14 protein-coding genes are annotated in these 19,092 nt (G+C 51.2%); all 14 read left to right on the top strand.

What is annotated here, in order from left to right; genetic code table 11:
* Window positions 1-343 precede the first annotated feature (343 nt).
* A complete protein-coding gene (locus tag WC592_08190; GenBank protein ID MFA4982427.1) occupies window positions 344-496 on the top strand; it encodes a hypothetical protein in 153 nt (50 codons plus the stop codon).
* 39 nt (window positions 497-535) lie between these two features.
* Complete coding sequence (locus tag WC592_08185; GenBank protein ID MFA4982426.1) at window positions 536-1,285, top strand: DUF4239 domain-containing protein; 750 nt, start codon at window positions 536-538, stop codon at window positions 1,283-1,285.
* A gap of 13 nt (window positions 1,286-1,298) precedes the next feature.
* Window positions 1,299-1,703, top strand: coding sequence for a YbgC/FadM family acyl-CoA thioesterase (locus tag WC592_08180; GenBank protein ID MFA4982425.1), 405 nt, complete (start codon window positions 1,299-1,301; stop codon window positions 1,701-1,703).
* On the top strand, window positions 1,696-2,730 hold the full coding sequence (locus WC592_08175) for a M42 family metallopeptidase (GenBank protein MFA4982424.1): 1,035 nt from the start codon (window positions 1,696-1,698) through the stop codon (window positions 2,728-2,730). The genes WC592_08180 and WC592_08175 overlap by 8 nt, the downstream gene beginning before the upstream one ends.
* Window positions 2,727-3,068 (top strand): hypothetical protein, encoded by a 342-nt coding sequence (locus WC592_08170; protein ID MFA4982423.1) that lies wholly within the window; start codon window positions 2,727-2,729, stop codon window positions 3,066-3,068. The genes WC592_08175 and WC592_08170 overlap by 4 nt, the downstream gene beginning before the upstream one ends.
* A gap of 33 nt (window positions 3,069-3,101) precedes the next feature.
* The gene (locus WC592_08165) at window positions 3,102-4,586 is read left to right on the top strand and encodes a HAMP domain-containing sensor histidine kinase (GenBank protein ID MFA4982422.1); all 1,485 of its coding nucleotides are present in this window, start codon (window positions 3,102-3,104) and stop codon (window positions 4,584-4,586) included.
* Between the two features lie 8 nt (window positions 4,587-4,594).
* On the top strand, window positions 4,595-5,479 hold the full coding sequence (locus WC592_08160; protein ID MFA4982421.1) for an alpha/beta fold hydrolase: 885 nt from the start codon (window positions 4,595-4,597) through the stop codon (window positions 5,477-5,479).
* Between the two features lie 121 nt (window positions 5,480-5,600).
* Window positions 5,601-7,001 (top strand): HD domain-containing phosphohydrolase, encoded by a 1,401-nt coding sequence (locus WC592_08155; GenBank protein MFA4982420.1) that lies wholly within the window; start codon window positions 5,601-5,603, stop codon window positions 6,999-7,001.
* Between the two features lie 213 nt (window positions 7,002-7,214).
* Window positions 7,215-7,391, top strand: coding sequence for a twin-arginine translocase TatA/TatE family subunit (gene tatA / locus WC592_08150; protein ID MFA4982419.1), 177 nt, complete (start codon window positions 7,215-7,217; stop codon window positions 7,389-7,391).
* Between the two features lie 8 nt (window positions 7,392-7,399).
* The gene (tatC, locus tag WC592_08145) at window positions 7,400-8,137 is read left to right on the top strand and encodes a twin-arginine translocase subunit TatC (protein MFA4982418.1); all 738 of its coding nucleotides are present in this window, start codon (window positions 7,400-7,402) and stop codon (window positions 8,135-8,137) included.
* A gap of 106 nt (window positions 8,138-8,243) precedes the next feature.
* On the top strand, window positions 8,244-9,209 hold the full coding sequence (locus WC592_08140) for a DUF362 domain-containing protein (GenBank protein ID MFA4982417.1): 966 nt from the start codon (window positions 8,244-8,246) through the stop codon (window positions 9,207-9,209).
* A 7-nt stretch (window positions 9,210-9,216) separates the two neighbouring features.
* Window positions 9,217-10,740, top strand: coding sequence for a 4Fe-4S binding protein (locus WC592_08135; protein ID MFA4982416.1), 1,524 nt, complete (start codon window positions 9,217-9,219; stop codon window positions 10,738-10,740).
* Window positions 10,741-10,745: 5 nt separating this feature from the next.
* A complete protein-coding gene (locus tag WC592_08130; GenBank protein ID MFA4982415.1) occupies window positions 10,746-12,071 on the top strand; it encodes an MFS transporter in 1,326 nt (441 codons plus the stop codon).
* Between the two features lie 228 nt (window positions 12,072-12,299).
* The coding region (locus tag WC592_08125) for an interleukin-like EMT inducer domain-containing protein (GenBank protein MFA4982414.1) at window positions 12,300-19,092 on the top strand (6,793 nt) is incomplete at its 3' end.

Raw genomic sequence — 19,092 nt, 5'->3', positions numbered from 1 at the left:
CACAGCTCCACACCTTAAGCCCTGAACTCATGGTAACAGGCGACTTCGACGGGGATAACCAGGATGAAGCCATCCTCGATTACGGTGAATTCGGCATCCACGTATGGGATAACGAGGATGGTTTTTCACAGATAGTATTTGAGCTCTAATAAGAAGTAGATTTTTTAAAACAATAAATTAAAAATAAGGCGGTCATAGCGATATGGCTGCCTTATTTTTGTTTTCCATTTAATGATTTTAGGATATAATATCATGATATAAGTAATCCTCTAACACCTACGAGGTGTGATCACACCTCGTAGGTGTAACATAAATCGTTGGTACTGTGGCAAAGGGAGGACATATGGCAATACCTAGAAGCAAGGTGAAGATATTCAAGATACGGAACAGGAAAGGGTACGCGGCCCTGTGCGGCGCCAACCTCACCGAAGGCAAGACCCCGGGAGAGGCGTATGACAGGATGGTCAAGGCCTGCCGTAGGAAAAATAAAAAGTAGTGGGCGAAAGGCAAAGAGATGCCGTTAACGACTTTTGAAATGCCGTCCTTATTGTTAGGTGTTATTATAATTTCCGCTTCTATAATATTATCCGTCAGCGCGCTCTTAGCGGTGCGCCGAAGGGTCCCGCACCACAGGATGAAGCCCCATAACGACATAGCCGGCCCGATGTTCGAGACGATGGGGGTAGCGTATGCGGTCCTGCTCGCGTTCATCGTAGTGGTCGTGTGGCAGAATTTTGACAAGGCCCGGGCGAACGTCGAGAGAGAGGCGAACTGCGTGACGGATATGGTAAGGGATTCGCAGAGTTTTTCGCAAGGGTCCCGTCAGCATATCCAGGGGCTGATCAGGCAGTATGCCGAGCTCGTCAGCGGCGAAGAATGGGCCGCGATGGCAAAGGGGCGGGCAAGCGCGCGCGTGAGCGGCGTCCTGAATAAGATGTGGGATTTTTACGGAAGTTATGAACCTGCGACGATATCCGAAAGGATATTTTTCGAGGAGTCCGTGCGCCATTTGGACGAAGTCGGAGAATTGAGGCGTATGCGGCTCTTCGACGCAAAATCCGGCCTTCATCCCGTGCTATGGTTCGTCCTTATAACCGGCGGCGTATCGATCATGCTATTCGCCCTGTTCTTCGGAGCGGAGAACCTGAGGAGCCAGGTGCTCATGATCGCGTTATTGTCGGTATCTATCTCGCTTATCTTATTCCTTATACTGGTATTCGATTATCCGTTCAGCGGCGACGTTTCGGTCTCCGCCGACGCGTTTAAAGAGATGCTTCAATATTGATAAAGGCGCGATCATGAATGATATTCACCTGGAAAAAAAGATATATTACCATGACACTGACGCCGGCGGCGTCGTCTATTACGCCTCGTATCTAAAGCATCTCGAGGAAGCGCGCACGGAATATTTTCGCGCTATCGGTATCGACATCGCCGGCTACGCGGGTCAGGGGATAATATTTCCCGTCGTCCATCTGGAGGTGGACTACAAGAGCCCGGCCAGATACGCCGATACAATAAATATATTTACTAAAGTCGAGAAGATGGGCAGCTGCTCGATCGATATCCTGCAGGAGATAAAAAGAGGCGACGCGGTGCTCGTTAAGGCAAGGACCGTCTGGGCCTGCGTCAGCGCCCAGATGAAGCCGCGGCGGATCCCGGACGATATGCGAAAAACGGTGGAAGGAGAGATAAATGGATGATCTATTGAAGAAGATATTGGATGCGGCGGGGGTTTCCGGATATGAAAAGGAGATCGCCGGGATAATGCAAGGCGAGCTCAAAAAAAGATGCGGCAATGCCGAGATAGACAATTTCGGGAACGTCATCGCGAGGAAAGGGAAAGGCGCGAAAAAGATAATGATAGCCGCGCACATGGACGAGATAGGGCTGATGGTGAAGGGGGTAACGAGCGACGGCTACATAAATTTCATAAAGGTCGGAGGGATCGACGACAGGATACTGCCCGCCCAGCGCGTGGTGGTCAAATCGAAAAAGGGCGATTGGCTGGGCGTGATAGGTACGAAGCCTCCCCACTTGCAGAAAGACGAGGAGAGGAAGCATCCGATAAAGTACGAAGACATGTTCATCGATATCGGGTGTAAGGACAAAGCTGAAGCCGCCAGGAAGGTCGAGATAGGCGATATCATCGTCTTCGAGTCGAACGCCGGCGTCTTGAACGGAAAGCTTTTTTACGGCAAAGCGCTTGACAACAGGATAGGCTGTTACGCGTTATTGAAGATAATGGAAAAGGTCGGCGCCGGCGCCGAAGTATACGCGGTCGCCACTACGCAGGAAGAAGTGGGTTTGAAGGGCGCCAGGACGTCTGCTTTTAAAATCGATCCCGACTTCGCGATAGTTATAGATACGACGATAGCGGGTGATACGCCGCAAATAAAGGAAAGGGAGTCCGCGTTGAAATTAGGCCGGGGCGTGGCTATAACCATAATAGAGGCTTCCGGCAGAGGCGTGATAGTGAGTGAGAAGATAAAGGATATGTTCATCGAGATCGCGAAGAAGGACAAGATAAAATACCAGATCGATGTAGTCGAAGGCGGAGTGACTGACGGCGCGATAATAAATATGAATAGAGAAGGCGTTCCTACCGGGGTATTGAGCATACCTACGCGTTATATACATTCCCCTACGGGAGTCTTCAGCCTGGATGACCTGAACGCGGCGATAGAATTGGCTGTTAAGGCCGTTGCCAGGATAGCGAAAGAAAAATGAGAACAAACTTCTTGCTGATCATAATTATAGCCCTCGCGGCCCTTTCCGGATATGCGCAGGATGAGCAGGGTCTTCCTGCGTCCGGGCCGCAAGAGCCGCAGACCGAGAGCATGACCGGCAGGGTGGATTCGATAGATTGGGTCGGGGGGACGATCTCTATGAACGGGATGACATTTTCAGTCCCGGACGGCGTTAAGGTCGTAAAAGGCGGCAGCGATATAGGATTCGCCAACCTGAGCGTGAAAGACCCGGTCTCGATAACATATTACAGGGATCCGTCCGGCGCCCTCAAAGTGAAGAATATATTCGTATATTACGGCGGAGATTTTCCGGTTTAAAGAAACTGCCGCGGCATGAAGGAGGCATAACAGATGTTTTTCCGGTCCGTAAGATTTAAGCTCATCCTCTGGTACATGGTCCTGTTGACGGTGACGCTCCTGGCGTACAGCGCGGTCCTTTACGAAAGCTTTGAAAAGATCCTCATAGGCCATCTGGACGACCTGATCAGCGCGCGGGCGGAAGGCTTGACCAATTCCATCAGCGCTTACTGGCAGATCGTCAGGAACGGTAACCTTGAGGACGGAAAGTCTGCAAACCAGTTCCGGGGGAGCGATAAAAACTCTTTCCTGAAATTCGCCGAGGGTTGGATGGAAGAGAAGCGCAAGGACCCGGAATTGATGAGCGTTTTCGTCCAGATAATGAGCCCCTCCGGCAAGAGTCTCGCAACCTCAAAGGCTATGCCTAGCATAGGTCCTTTAGATGAAGAGGATATGGCGGATGTGCTGAATGGAGAAGACGATTTCTATACGGCATCAGGGCAGCTCGCGGACGGTAAAAAAGTAAAGTTCAGGATATATTTTAAACCGGTATTGGAAGACAATAAGCTTGTATATATAGTGCGGGTGGCGGCGCCGATAAGCCTGATATCGCTCGCGCTTAAAAACCTGATACTCGCGTTATTTATCCTTCTGCCGCTTACAGTCATTCTCGCCGGCGCTCCGGGGGTATTCCTCGCCCGCCTGACGCTCCGTCCGGTAGATAAAATGATAGGGACGCTCAGGCAGATAACGGCCGAGAACCTGAAATTGAAGATCCACATGCCAGATACCAGGGACGAGATAAAGAGGCTTGCCGATACGTTCAATGACATGATAGAGAGGCTCGACAGGTCTTTTTCGTCTCAGCAAAGATTCATACAGGATATCTCGCAGGACCTGAAGGTGCCTATGAACATGTTAAAGAGGGAGGTCGAATCTGTCCTTGCGAGGCGTTGTTCCGACGAAGAATACAGGTCTTTCCTGACAAGGGCGACGAAAGAGATAAACGGTTTCCGCAAGACAATCGACGACCTCATGGTGCTGAGCGATCCGGGTAACGAACGGACGGTCCTGGAGATAAGGAAGGCGGACCTCGGGCGCATCGTAGAGAAAGTCCTGGACGATGCGAAGACCGCGGCAAGACAGAAAGGGATATCGGTATCATTTGTCCGTCCCGAAGGATTGACCCTCGACTGCGATGAAAAACAACTCAAGAGGCTTTTCGCGAACCTGCTCGATAATGCCGTGAGATATACCTACCGCGGCGGCAGAGTAGACGTATCGGCTTCGAAGAGCGATAACTTTGCTGTTGTGGCTGTCACCGATACCGGTATAGGAATACCTGAAGATGAGGTAGACTATATCTTCGACAGGTTTTACCAGGTCTCGAGGATCCGCGCGTCCAGCAGCGGCTTTGGGCTGGGCTTGAGCGAATCGAAAGAGATCGCCGAAGCCCACAAGGGGAAGATCGCCGTTGAAAGCGAGCAGGGGAAGGGATCGACGTTCACGGTTTCCCTGCCGCTAGCTTATCCCGGATAGGGAGAGATATGTCCGTAATATTTTCTATCGATATCAATGGCGCCCTGCGAAAACGGGCCCCTGAGAGCCGCTCGTCCGAAAAGAACGGTATATTCCTGAAAGGCGACAAAGGCGTCACCGTTATCCTCATCCACGGCCTTACCGGTACTCCCAATGAGATGAAGTTCCTGGCGACCTACCTGAACAAGAAAGGTTATTCCGTAGCATGCCCTAGGCTCGCTTATCACGGCGAGCCTTTATGGAGCATAAAGAACGCTAAATGGCAGGATTTTTACGGATCGGTCAGGCAGGCTCTTTTGGAAGAAGTAGCCTCCGGATCTAACGGGCCTATATTCACCGCCGGCCTTTCGATGGGCGCGCTCCTGGCGCTTTTGCTTGCGGACGAATTTAAGGACAGGGTATGCGGCGTGAGCTGTCTCGCCCCGACCCTTTTCTATGACGGATGGAATACGCCCGCTTCCAGTTTCTTCCTCCCGCTGGGCTACAGGACGTTCCTGAAACATTTCTTCTACTATAAAGAAGAGCCCCCATACGGGATAAAGAACGAGGTGATCCGGAGCCGCGTCCACAAATATTACTCCAACGCCAGGCTCGGCGATATGGAGAGCGTCGAACAGTACGGATATCCGTATTTTCCGATCACCCTCCTGTACCAGCTCCAGCTCCTGGTGAGATACCTTACGAAGCGCTTAGGCGGCATACGTGTCCCGGCGCAGCTCATCCAGGCAAAAGACGACGATGTAGCGAGCGTAAAGAACTCCAAATTCATATATGACAGGATAGGGTCGGAGATGAAGGAGATGGTGCTTCTTTATAACTCTACCATGTCATTACCGCGGACCATGAACGTAATACCGTGGCGGAGAAGATGGAGGATTTTTTCAGCCGTATAATCATGGAAAAGCCGTCCGGCCAGGGGCTCGACGACGAGGATAAGTCTTTCTACTTTCTGCCTAACCGTAATATTGTCAATGATACCGCGACGACCCAATAGGATCGAGAGGCCTTATAAGGATGATCACTAAAAGGTTATTTCTTTTTTTGAGGAGTTTCCGCGTCAAGATAGCGCTTGCCATGATCATCCTGATGCTGTTGTCCGGCATGGTCGGCAACTTTTTAGTATATCAATATGCCATGCGCGCTAAACTGGATGAGGCACGCGAGGAATTGATGATGGTCGCGCAGGCGATGGCGCTTGACGTGGACGCGGATACGATACTTAAGATACCGCTGAGCGAAGAGGGGATGGAGACGCCTCAATACAGGAGCGTCGCGGATAAATTATCAAGGATAAAGGAGATATTCCCCGACATAATCTATATTTACATCCTCTCCAGGACAGGCCAGGAGGGTATATACGAGTTCGTAGTCGATCTAAAGTCCGGCAGCCGCGCCGGAGTGAAGCCGCCGGCGAAGCCCGGCGATAAGTATGACGGTTCACGCTTTCCGGAGCTTTCAAAGGCCTTCAGCGCGCCGTCGGCCGACAAGGAACTCGTTACCGACGAGTGGGGCGTCTTCCTGTCCGGTTACGCGCCGATCCGCGGCAGGGACAATAAGACAGCAGCCATCCTTGGAATAGACATAGCTGCCCACGACGTTCACGCGATGCAGGGCGAGGTGAACAGACGCTCCATCTTTGTCCTGCTGCTGGGGCTGGTCCTTTCCGTTCTTTTCGGTATGCTTGTTTCCGGGATGGCCACAAGGAAGATCAGGATGCTGGTGGAAGGGACGCGCCACATAGCCAAAGGGGACCTGAAGTACCGCGTAAAGGTAAAGGGGGACGATGAGATAGACGAGTTGACGCGCTCCTTTAACCATATGGCCGCGAACCTGCAGGGATCCAGGAAGAAGGTCCTGGAATATTTCTACAGCGTGATGCAGTCCCTCATCCGCATCCTGGAGGCGAGGGACCCTTATACGAAGGGTCATTCGGAAAGGGTATCCGAATACGCGGTCAGCATCGCCCGCAAAATGGGATTGCCGCAGGATAAGATAGACATCCTGAGAGAGGGAGCGCTCCTGCATGACATAGGGAAACTGGGCGTCAAGGAGGTCATATTGAACAAGAAAGTGAAGTTGACCGACGAAGAACGCGGCATAATAATGAAACATCCGGTCATAGGCGAAAATATCCTGAAGCCGGTCGCTATTAATAAAGAGGTCCTGGATGTGGTCAGGGAGCACCACGAGCGTTATGACGGCAAGGGATATCCGGACAAGCTCGACGGCGAACACATAGATATACTGGCGGCGATCGTGTCGGCGGCTGATTCTTATGATGCGATGACTTCCGACAGAGGTTACGAGAAGAACCTGACTAAGGAAGAAGGGATAGAGCAGTTAAGGGCGAACAGCGGTTCGCAGTTTAATCCTAAAATCGTGGACGCGTTTATACAGGTGTTGCAGGAAAAGTGAGCTAATAACCTGCGAGATTGGATTCAATATGTTTCGAGCGAGCCTTATTGTTTTAGTGAGCCTTATTGTTCGAGCGAGCAGGTGTTTAGGATGGGCGAGTCGAGAACTTCCTACGTAAGGATCTTCTAGACTTGGCACCTCTGGTGCCTCGCTCGAAGAATAATTCGTTTTTACTTTTGAATTGGCGCGTGTTTCGCTTAAAAGGAGGGTAAGATGAGGATATTCGGAATAGGGATGCAGGAACTGCTGGTGATATTATTGATATGCCTTCTGATATTCGGAGCCAGCAAATTACCGGAGGTAGGCAGGGCGCTGGGACAAACGATAAAAGAGTTCAAGAAGTCGCTCAAGGACGGCGCGTCCGACGATCAACAGCAGGATAAAAAGTAAATTTTGTCATGGAGAGCAAGTCTACGGTTTTAGAGCATCTCGGCGAACTTAGGAAAAGGATAATAATCTCCGCGGCCGCCGTCATCATCGCGACGATAGCGAGCGTTCCCTTCGCTCAGCCGATATTCGCCTTCCTGAAGGCCCCGGCTTCCGGAGTTATCGACCGCCTCGCGTTCTTCAGCCCCGAAGAGGCTTTCCTCGTCTATATGAGGGTCAGTTTCTCCGCGGGATTTCTGTTCTCTTTTCCCGTGATCGTCCACCAGATATGGGCCTTTGCGGTCCCGGCCATAGGCGACGATTTTAAGAGGTACGCCTTTTACTTCATAATCTTCGTATCAGCCTCTTTTCTGGCAGGCTGTCTCTTCTCGTATTATATCCTCCTTCCGAACGCGCTTAAATTTCTCCTGAGCATAGGCGCCGAAGACCTCGTGCCCGTCATATCGGCTGCCAGGTACATCTCTTTTGTAACGGGTATGGTGCTTGCCTGCGGACTGGTATTCCAAATGCCGGTATTAAGTTTTTTCCTGACGCGCGTAGGGATAATAAACGCCAGGATACTCAGGAAAAATTTCAAGTATGCGCTGGTCGTAATAACAATAGTCGCCGCGGTCATAACACCCACGGTCGACATATTCAATATGACGGCCATGGCTCTCCCGATGGTCCTTCTTTACGAAGTGAGCGTCTGGGTGGCATGGGCCGCGGAATTTATCGGCAAAAAAAGGATCGTCTATGGAAGAGCTTAAAAATCGTCCCGCCGATTCAAATCAGCAGTCTTTAAGTGACGGATACCCGGGGCGGGATTTCGCCCATATAAATGAAAAAACAGAGCCTTTATTTGGAGGGCTTCATATGGAATCGTTTCTTAACAGGAAGGTCTCGCGGAAGAGTTTCATAAAAATAGCTCTGGCTTTTCTGGCGCTGTTGCCGTTCGCCGGCCTTTTAAATAAAGAGACGGCCGCCGCCGCGGACAGCGCTAAATTTAACGGCAGGCCCAGGAAGGGCATAAAGGGCGACTATGACCTTGTCATCGCTAAAGGGGATGACCCTTATCTTCTGACGGTGAAGGCCGTAGAGGCTATGGGAGGCATGGAGAGGTTCGTCAGGAAGAACAGCGTAGTGGTCGTCAAACCGAATATAGGCTGGGACCGGACGCCGGAACAGGCCGCGAATACCAATCCCCTGGTCGTCGCCGCGCTCGTGGAGCTCTCTTTTAAGGCGGGCGCGAAGAAGGTGAAAGTCTTCGACGTTACCTGCAACGACGCGAGGCGCTGTTACGCCAATAGCGGCATAGAAAAGGCCGCGAAAGAAAAAGGAGCGGACGTATTCTTTACCGACGACTGGGATACGATCGCGGCGCGTTTCGATTACGACAGCCCGATGGAAAAATGGCCCATGATACGCGACGCGGTGGAATGCGATACATTCATAAACTGTCCGGTATTGAAACATCACGGCCTGGCCGGCCTTACCCTTTCTATGAAGAACCTCATGGGGGTGTGCGGCGGCAACAGGGGGCTCATCCACCGCGATATCGGAGAAAAGCTCGTCGACCTGGCTTACTTCATGAATCCCGACCTGAACATAATAGACGCGTACAGGGTCCTGCTGCGTAACGGCCCAACGGGCGGGAACCTTAAGGATGTGATGCCCGCCAGGACGGTGATCGCCTCTACTGACACAACGCTCGCGGATACGTACGCCTGCACCATAGTGAATACGGACCCGTTGTCGATACCGAATATAGCCGTGGCCGCTGAACGAAAATTCGGCAGTATTGATATAGAGAAGGCGTCCAGGAAATATATCGAGGTATAAGATAAACATGAAGAAGCTTGTAATATTAAGGAGGATATCCCAGGCGGCGTTCCTGACGCTCTTCATCTATATCCTGTGGTCGACCACCTATCCGCTTAAGGCAGCGGTCTCTCCGAGCGCGTTCTTCAGGATAGATCCGCTCGTTATCATTACGACCTCGGTCAGCGAAAGGGTGCTCCTCCCGGGGCTTGCCGCGTCATTCGCCATGCTCGTACTTACTCTGGTCTTTGGAAGGTTCTTCTGCGGATGGGTATGCCCTTTAGGGGCGGCCATAGATATTGCCGGAGCGCGCGAGAGCCTCAAGAAGCCGGAAAACGACAAGGCCAACACCGTCGTCAGAAAACCGAAATTTTTTATCCTTGGGATAATAGGTTTTTTTGCGGCCGCGGGATTGCAGCTGGCCTGGATACTCGATCCGATAGTCATTATGGCGAGGTTCGTATCGCTGAACCTGATCCCGACGGTGACGCTCACTTTAAATTCGCTGTTCGTTATCCTGATAAGAAATCTGGGCATGCATGGATATGTCCAGGACCTTTACCGCTCGCTAAAAGGGACAGTGCTCGGGATCAAGGTATATTACTTTTCGCATTCGGCCCTTATATTTTTATTCTTTATAGTTATCTGCGCCCTGGCGCTATTGAAACGCAGGCTGTGGTGCCGCTCGGTCTGTCCGCTCGGCGCGTTATACGCTCTCTTCGCGCGCTTCGCGCTCCTCGGCAGGACGGTGAAGGGCTGCGTCGAATGCGGTATATGTAGGGCAGATTGCAGGATGGGCGCGATAAAGGAAGACACGAGTTATGTTAAAGGTGAATGCATCCTTTGCATGGATTGCGTATATAACTGCCCCAAACATATTACGCGTTTTGGCTTTTCCGGCCCGGGCGGCGCGGAGGATCCGAAGCCGCAAGATAATGCGCCCGGCAGCGGCATATCGCGCAGGCAATTCATGGCGCTGGCCTTATCGTCCGTATTCCTGACGGGGTTCCGGTTTGGAAAGAGGCTCAGGCCCTCGTACTCCAATGTCATAAGGCCTCCGGCAGCTCTTAAAGAGGAGGAGTTTCTCGACAGGTGCATCCGCTGCGGCAATTGCATGAAGGTATGCATAACGAACGGCCTCCAGCCCGTATTACTGAAGGCAGGCGTCGAAGGTATCTGGACGCCGGAACTCGTCCCGGAGATGGGGTACTGCGAATACCAGTGCACCCTGTGCGGCAATACATGCCCGACGGGCGCCATCCCGCCGCTTACCGTGGAAAAGAAACGCCTCGTCAGGTTAGGGACGGCAGAGATCGACCGCTCTATATGCATTCCGTGGGCGGAGGGCAAAGAATGCATCGTGTGCGAAGAATTCTGCCCTGTGGCGCAGAAGGCGATCAAACTTAAGAAAGAGCCTTCCGGGGCGAGCGTCGTCAGTAAACCGTATGTCTCCGAGGACCTGTGCGTCGGCTGCGGGATATGCCAGGCCAAGTGTCCGGTGCGTCCCGCGCGCGCCATAAGGGTCTCTCCGAGGAATAGCGACAGGACTTAATTAATATGCCTTTTAAAATAAGCGATAATGTAAAGGTTGTTTTCCGGACCCTGGATTACAGGAACTTCAGGTTGTTTTTCGCGGGCCAGCTTATATCTCTTATAGGGACGTGGATGGAAATGATAGCGATGAGCTGGCTCGTCTATCGCATGACCAATTCGGTATTCCTCCTGGGTATAGTAGGATTCTCAAGCCAGATACCCGCGTTTCTCCTGAGCCCCATAACCGGCGTAATGGCCGACAGGTGGGATCGCCACAAGACCCTCATCGTAACTCAGACGCTTTCGATGGTCCAGGCGTTCACCCTGGCCGTCCTTACGCTTACAGGTGTTGTAGAGGTCTGGCATATCATAGCCCTCGGGATATTCCTCGGATGCGTCAACTCTCTCGACATGCCCGCCCGCCAGTCTTTTATAGTGGAGATGGTGGAGAAGAAGGAGAATCTTTCCAACGCGATTGCGCTCAATTCCCTCATGTTCAACGCGGCCCGGCTCATCGGCCCGTCTTTGGCGGGGATAGTGGTTGCGATGATAGGCGAGGGTCCATGTTTTCTTCTGAACGGAATAAGTTTTTTTGCCGTTATAGCTTCGCTTTTAGCGATGAAGATCAATGAGCGCCCGGCGGCAAATAAGGGCCCTGCGCGCCTGATGGAAGACATTAAAGAGGGGTTCATGTACGCGTTCGGCTTCGTGCCCATTAGGCTCATATTATTCCTGCTTAGCGTCATCAGTCTCATGGGCGCGTCTTATGTCGTACTGATGCCGGTATATGCCAGGGACATCCTGCATGGGGGGCCTGAAGCCTTCGGTTTCCTGATGTCCGCGGCGGGAATTGGCGCCATGGCGGCGACCATATATCTGGCGTCGAGGAAGAGCGTGTTGGGGCTCGGCAGGATGATGCCCATATATTCGTCGATCTTCGCCGGCGCGCTGATCTTATTTTCCATGTCCCGCGTGTTGTGGCTGTCGCTCGTATTAATGGTATTTATCGGATACGGCTTCATGGCCCATATGGCCGCGAGCAATACGATCTTACAGACGATCGTAGACGATGATAAACGGGGCCGCGTGATGAGCCTGTATGTCATGTCGTTTATCGGCGTAGCGCCGGTAGGGAGCCTCCTGGCGGGGAGCCTTGCCAGTACTATCGGCGTCACCTGGACGCTCATAATAGGCGGCGTGACCTGCATAGGCGCTTCTATATATTTTGCCGGGAAACTCCCCTTGATAAGGCAGCATATCCACCCCATATACAGGAAGATAGGGATAATAAAAGAGGTCGCCTCCGGCATCGGAGCCGCGACAGGTATGTCCGTCCCTCCCGAAGACTAGAGCAGCCTCCAGTCTTACTCCATGGTTACACCTACGCGGTGTGATTACTTGGACCGTCACACCTCGTAGGTGTGTGTTGAATTATTTGATAAAAGATGAAAATAAACTTGACAAATCAGGAAATGCATGGTATACTTTGAAGTGCTTGGCGCGAAGAGTTGAATTGGCCTCGGTCGGAGACCTCGGCACTTAGCCAACACCATGGCTTAATAAACTTGGAGGCTTACCATGATTTTGCCAAGGAACTTAAAGATGCTATTCAGGACGATCTCGGCGTTCGTAGCCGGGATTTTTTTATTCCAGCAGATCTCATGGGCAGGCGATCTGGCCGGCCGGATGACCGATGCCACACTCAAACGCCTGGACGCCGAGCAGGCCCAGACCTTCGCGCCGGACTACTTGCAAAATCAGCAAGCTCTCCACCAGGACCTCGTAAACCTCAACCAGGATATAGAAGACTATAACAATACCATTCTCTCCGCTCCTTCCGATGGTGCAGGGACAGGATCAGAGCCGGTCAACGATCCGGTCGAGCTAAAAGGGCCTATGGGGTCATCGATAATAGCTATTCCGGATCCCATTTTTGACTTTCCGAACGTAAAAGGATGCCTGGAAGACCTGTTATCTCCCGAAAATGGTGAAGCGGGAGGAGCCCTGATGAGCGTTACGACGCAAAGCGGGGACATAATACATTATAAACAGGACGGCAGGATCGACTACATAGAAACTGTCTCCGACCCCGTGATACGGTTAATAAGAGGCCTGTCGGTCGAAGACGGCGTATTGATGGAGGCGGTTATTGAATATCGGGACGGGACGATCCAGGAGATAGGAAGATCGAAGACGGTCCGCGCGACCCTGCCCGATGGGACGATCCTGTATTATGACGAAGAAGGGCTGGTCAGGTATGTATTCTATCCGGACGGAGCGCTCGCTGTCTGCGAAGACAACGTTCCGGATAGCGACGGGGAACCTGTCAGGATTCTTAAAGAGTACTCGAAAGACGGCTATTCGGGGATTACCCCAAGCAGTATATCCATCCTGAACGACCCGAAGCGGACTTTGTATTACAATCTCAACAACCGCCTGAAACGTGTCAAATTCAATTCCGGCAAGACAATTTATTACGATGACGGAATCCTCTCCCGTGTGGAGACGGAAGACGGCCTTACCTATATATATGAATCTGAGGAAGGCGTATCCCCTGAAGGCGACGCTGAATATACGGTAAGGTTAAGCGAGGTCATTAACGTATTCGGCAGGACGTATCGTCTGGATGATGGAAGTATTATAGAGGTAATGGTGTCTTCGGAAGGCGGCACCGATACTTACAGGTTCGTGGACGGCTTCGAAGGCAACCCCGACAATGGCATAACGTGCGCCGATTTCGACGGTAACGGCTTCGACGATATCCTTGTAGATTTCGGACAGGGGCACGGCCTGTGGGTCAAGTACGATAATGTTTACTGGCAGAGGCTTCACGAGTTGAGCCCGCAGTCTGTAACGGCCGGAGACTTCGACGGTGACGGCCGTAAGGAGATCATTGCCGACTTTGGAGAAGGCCATGGCATCCATATGTGCGATTATAAGCCGGATTCAACGTATCAATGGTCACAGGTCCATCCGGAGAGCCCCGAGTCTATAACGCCGATTGACTTAAACAGCGACGGCAAGGACGAGATCATATTCGATTACTCCCAATACGGCGTATGGACCTGGGACCAGGACCAGTGGGTGCGGATAAACGAGACAAGCTGCGGCCAGGTCGTTACAGTCGATCTTGACGGCGACGGCAAGGACGAGGTCATATTCGATTACGACCAATACGGCGTATATACCTGGGATCCTGATCGCCAGGATCCGTGGACGCAGATTAATGCCACAAGCTGCGACCAGATTATTACAGCCGACATCGACGGCGACGGCAAGGACGAGGCTATTTTTAACTACTCCCAATACGGCGTATGGACCTGGGATCAGGAGCGGCAGGATCAGTGGATCCAGATAAACGTGACCAGCTGTGACAGGATGGTTGCGGCCGACATCGACGGCGACGGCAAGGACGAAGCCATATTTGACTATTCCCAATACGGCGTCTATACGTGGGACCCGGATAACGCCACCCCCTGGTGGCAGATAAATGTCACAAGCCCTGACAAGATATCTGTGCTGGACTTCGACGGCGACGGCAAGGACGAAGCCATATTTGACTATGTCCAATGCGGAATATATACATGGAATAATGATGACATCAATCCATGGTTCCAGATCAACAGCGTAAATTCTCTTTCGATTACAGTGGCGAATCTGGACAATAACGGCAAGGATGACGTTGTGATAGATTTTGGGTCTCCGTATTGTACTTACATAAACTTTGACGTTTCAAACTGGTATCAGCTGCACTCATTAAGCCCCAAATCCCTCTGTCCCGCGGACGACCAGACGGCATATGCTTGTATGGATACGTCCAGGGCGGATGATTTTTATTATTGGTATGGCTCTCCCGGAGAGATGTTCGACGGTATGGGCAACCTGCGGGCCGACTACGACTATACGGACCTGCCTTATTTCGATACGATAATATACGGCGGCGATAGAAGGGTGAGGGAGACAAGAAATCCGGACGGCACGATAGCCGACCTGTCGGAAAACATCCTTCCGCTGAAGTCATTCGATGAGCTTTTTAGCGGGGCTGTAATGCTTCCGCAAGGCAGGACCCTGTCCGTTACAAAACCGGATGGGACGATCTTCTATTACAATACTGAAGCCGCAAGCGATCTAGTCGAATCGGTTGTTTACCCGGACGGCAGTGTCACTACTTATGAGTATAACGTAAAGGACGCTGATGGTGAGGCCGTTACGGTCCTATACGACTCCGACAAGACATCCTATTATACTGCCGCCGGCCGCCTGAAGCGCGTCGAATTCAATTCCGGCAAGGTCATCCGTTACGATGACGGCGTCATCCTGGAGGTGATCGGGGATGAGTCCGGAGATTACTATTTTGATATAGCGCAGGAAACGGACGGCATATACAGCCGGCTTAAAACGTTTATCGATAGAGACGGGTATCGCCTCGACTTTGGTTCTACCGTTACCTCTCTATCGATAATTACGCCCTCCGGCGCGAAGATCACTTACGGAGAGGACGAAAGTGTTATTGAAATACTTATTGAGGATCCGGACGGCCGGACGGCCCGGTATGACGCGGCAGGCAATCTGGTGAGCGTTGAGGAAGGTGGCCTGATAGTCACCGGGACCGACATAGATGAAGCCGAAGATACATTTGACGAACTTACGCTGGCCCTGTATGCCGCGTACGGGGACTTAAATCAGGCCCAGAGCGACTACTATCAAAAGTACTTTATATGGCAGGACGCTTATAACAAGCTGAAAAGATTAACCTTCTGGGAGAGGCTGTTTAATAAAAGTTTGGTCAAGAAAAGGACGAACGCCGAAATAGAAGCGCGGGATGCCAGGGACAAGGCGTATTCCGAGTTGCAGGCAGCGTCCGGCGTAGTGACGAATCTGTCAAACGAAAAGCAAACCGCGCAAATGAACCTCAACGCCCTAAGGTCTGTTTTTGAGAAATTTCCTTCCAATATAGCCGAGAACGATTGTTGGGAAGATTTAGCTGATATAGATTTGGCTGCTTTCAAGGCAAAGCTTCGCTTTACCGCGGTAATTTACGACGAGGAGAGAGAGATACGACGGGTCCTCGATCCGGATGGTAATTTGATAACAGCCGCAAACGACGGCCTTCCGACGGCCGGGTTGGGAGATTCGAGTTATCTGATCCGGAATAACGGACTTGGGAATATCGATCAAATATCAGTCTGCCGCGACCGGATACAGCGCATATATGACGCGAGCGGAATGCTGAAAAGCCTTGAGCTCGATGAGAATACGAAGGTTATTTACAAAGACGGCGAAGTGGCGGAAGTCTATAAAACAATTCCGGAAACAGGCAAAAAGGTTACGATAAAAGACTTCGGCTACGATACAGCTACTGCGGAAAAGAAGCTGATCGAATACGCTGTCTACCAGGATGACGGAAGCAAGATTTTGTATAAGAACGACGTAATAGATTCTAAAATAACCACGGAAGGGAACATAATAAGATATGCAAGCGAGCGCATCGATACCGTCGAGGAACCGGACGGCAAGGTCTATAAATATATTTACGGAGAGGATCCGGACGACAATATAAGAAAAGAATTGATCCAATATATATTATCCGACGGCACCGTTATAAAACTCACCGGCGGCGTAATTACCGGCGCTACCCTTACCAATGGCCTCGAGCTGATTGATCCTGTTTTTGATGATACTGGAAACATACTTTCCGCAGAATGTCTGCTCGAAGGCGGAGCCATCGGCACTATAAAATACGGCGTTCTCGAAAAGGCGACCTTACCGGACCAGGCGGAGATATATTACAAGGACGGTCTCATACACACGGTGGTGAAGCCGGATGGATCGATCCTGGCGTATTCTTATACATTAGACGACGATTTGAACATTACCGGGACGATAGTAGAGATGATGGGAATGACCTACTGTTATGATGAAAACGGAATCCTTCAACAGGCGGAAACGGCCGATTACACGGCAGGCTATACGGACGGAATGCTTACCTCTATAGATATGCCGTATCAGAATATTAGTATAACCGATGCCACCTTCGGAGCCGGATACGAAGTGATAGGCGGCGCGGTCCATCTGGCCGATGACTGGACCTATCATCTTAAAGACGGAGAATTAGAGTATGTCACAATGCCAAACGGCGCGGACGTAACCTTTGATGCTGATAACCGTTATATTACTCGGATCGAACAGAAAGGCGTCATCGAAACATATGCCTATAATAGGGACGTATCCGGCCGGTTATTGTCGGCGAATGTTACTCACAATAGATCCGGCGAGTTCGTGACGGAAGACATTGGTGTTTATCTCGCATCCATCACAGACCCTACATGGCAGATTATTGCAGATAGGCTTCCTTGCGACCATTTCGGGGATATTTATTCAACTTATCTGCGTTCCGATTTCGGGAATATCGAAGTCAAGCATTACGGCCCGCTTATTCCCATGCCTGGAGACAGCGATGTGCGAATCGCTATAAACTACAATGTCTTGCCGGAAACGACATACATGTATGCCTATGAATATTCCTTTTATCTGAATACAGAATATCCCGACTCGCTCGTATACCTGGCGATCCGTAAAGACGCGGCTACAACCGGCAGCGCACCCATTACGATAGACTTTTACAACCACTATACCTCTCTAAGGGACTATTCGTTTTCTCTGTCGGATGTATCGTCCGAATGGGAAGACATGACATTGTATCTGGGCGGCAATACCGACAATCCAAAAATAGTGCGGTATACAATCCCCTGCGATGACGATGCGGCCAGAAGTGGATCTATATATATTGCCCACATGGCGGCTATGGCGATAAAGGAATACGATATTTCGACCGACTGGAAAGACGACCTCATTCCGGACGAGATTATGAAGCCATTTTTCGATGCCGATATATCTCTGCCTTTCGCAGATAGTTATTTACGCTCGATAAGCTTTTCCGCTCAAGTCCCTATAAGCGAATTCTACGGCTCGACTCCTCTATATGCCGTTTATGACAAAAACGATAAACTCCTCGAGCTTAAGAGGACGGAAGGCTCAATTCTGACATTCGGCGACACGGGGCCTGAAGGCTGGACCTGGACCGATGAAAACGGTATCGATTGCAAGATAGAGTATGAATACGACGGGTTTACCGTGACAAAAGCCCTGCTCTTCCCGGAACCGGGTTTGACGGAACCCGACGCTGTCCTCGAATATAAGGACGGCAGGATCTACCGCGCTACAAAAGCAGGTGCAGTTTATTCATACGAGTATCCGGTAGACGCCGAGGGCGCGGAGTTTGTGGAGATAACAAATGATTCTACGAAGTATGTATACCTGTATAAAGACGGGAAGATAACGTCGAACACGTCCGATGAGGGCCTCGTTACGGATTACATATACAACGGGGAGAGGATATCGTCGTCGCGAGTAACGTTTGAAGGCGCCGTGGTGGAGACATTTACATATGAATACGCCGACGGTCTTACGATAGTGATAGACGAACAGGGCGTCAGGAGGACATACGACAATTCAAATACGCTGATATTTTTAGAGACCGCGGAAGGGCTTGGATACAGGTATAACTACGGCGAAGACGATGAAGGCAACGACGTGCTCGAAGTCGACCTGTATCAGGCAGCCGGCGATAACGGGATCATTGTGTACCACAAAGAAGGCAATATCGACTCCATCCAGTTAAAGGATGGCACCATAATAAATATTAACGACTCCGAAAATCCTGAAGCGCTCCAGGACATTACATTTAAAGACGGCCTCGTCGACACCGTTACCTATGAAACGGGCGAAGTCGCTAAGTATATAAGGGATGAGTATGGCCGCCTCGAGACGATCGAGGTGAAGTCAGGCTTGGCAACGCGCTGGTATAATCCGGAAGGCGAATTGATTAAGAGTCAGGAGAACCCAAATGAATATTATCTATACGGCTATACCCGGACGGAAACAGGCGCGATCGAATATGTAGAGGTCCAGAAAGTGACCGTAGATGAAATATGCGGCGCTGCTTTGCCGGCGCGGGTGTACGCGTTTTCTGCCGGGTATTTTGACGGTTGGGACGCCGGGATTATAGTCAACGATAAAGGCGAAAGCGCGTTCAATACGAATTTCTGGCATCAAGCGAATAATGAGCAATATACAGGCTGCGGTTGGGATGTCGTGGTCATAGACGATGAAACCGGAACCGTATTGAAGAAAGGTTTTTTCAACGTAAATCACCTGGGCGAGGGCGAAGCGGAACGAATGGCCGACTTCATAAATTCTGTTTCCGACGGTGACTTTGTGGCCGCGACTGTCGGCGATGAAGGGTGGTATCACCTGACAGAGAGCGCCAAACGCGCCCTTGAATCGATAGGAAGCGCCAGGATACGGGAAT

The organism is Candidatus Omnitrophota bacterium (genome assembly GCA_041648975.1).
In the GTDB taxonomy this organism is placed as follows: domain Bacteria; phylum Omnitrophota; class Gorgyraeia; order 2-01-FULL-45-10; family 2-01-FULL-45-10; genus JAQUSE01.
Note: the sequence above shows the minus strand (reverse complement) of the source record. Positions and strands in the feature narration are given on the sequence as shown.

Bases quoted from the DNA above. Each gene is read 5' to 3' on its own strand.
- WC592_08190 (MFA4982427.1), top strand. From the start codon at position 344: ATGGCAATACCTAGAAGCAAGGTGAAGATATTCAAGATACGGAACAGG.
- WC592_08185 (MFA4982426.1), top strand. From the start codon at position 536: ATGCCGTCCTTATTGTTAGGTGTTATTATAATTTCCGCTTCTATAATA.
- WC592_08180 (MFA4982425.1), top strand. From the start codon at position 1,299: ATGAATGATATTCACCTGGAAAAAAAGATATATTACCATGACACTGAC.
- WC592_08175 (MFA4982424.1), top strand. From the start codon at position 1,696: ATGGATGATCTATTGAAGAAGATATTGGATGCGGCGGGGGTTTCCGGA.
- WC592_08170 (MFA4982423.1), top strand. From the start codon at position 2,727: ATGAGAACAAACTTCTTGCTGATCATAATTATAGCCCTCGCGGCCCTT.
- WC592_08165 (MFA4982422.1), top strand. From the start codon at position 3,102: ATGTTTTTCCGGTCCGTAAGATTTAAGCTCATCCTCTGGTACATGGTC.
- WC592_08160 (MFA4982421.1), top strand. From the start codon at position 4,595: ATGTCCGTAATATTTTCTATCGATATCAATGGCGCCCTGCGAAAACGG.
- WC592_08155 (MFA4982420.1), top strand. From the start codon at position 5,601: ATGATCACTAAAAGGTTATTTCTTTTTTTGAGGAGTTTCCGCGTCAAG.
- tatA (MFA4982419.1), top strand. From the start codon at position 7,215: ATGAGGATATTCGGAATAGGGATGCAGGAACTGCTGGTGATATTATTG.
- tatC (MFA4982418.1), top strand. From the start codon at position 7,400: ATGGAGAGCAAGTCTACGGTTTTAGAGCATCTCGGCGAACTTAGGAAA.
- WC592_08140 (MFA4982417.1), top strand. From the start codon at position 8,244: ATGGAATCGTTTCTTAACAGGAAGGTCTCGCGGAAGAGTTTCATAAAA.
- WC592_08135 (MFA4982416.1), top strand. From the start codon at position 9,217: ATGAAGAAGCTTGTAATATTAAGGAGGATATCCCAGGCGGCGTTCCTG.
- WC592_08130 (MFA4982415.1), top strand. From the start codon at position 10,746: ATGCCTTTTAAAATAAGCGATAATGTAAAGGTTGTTTTCCGGACCCTG.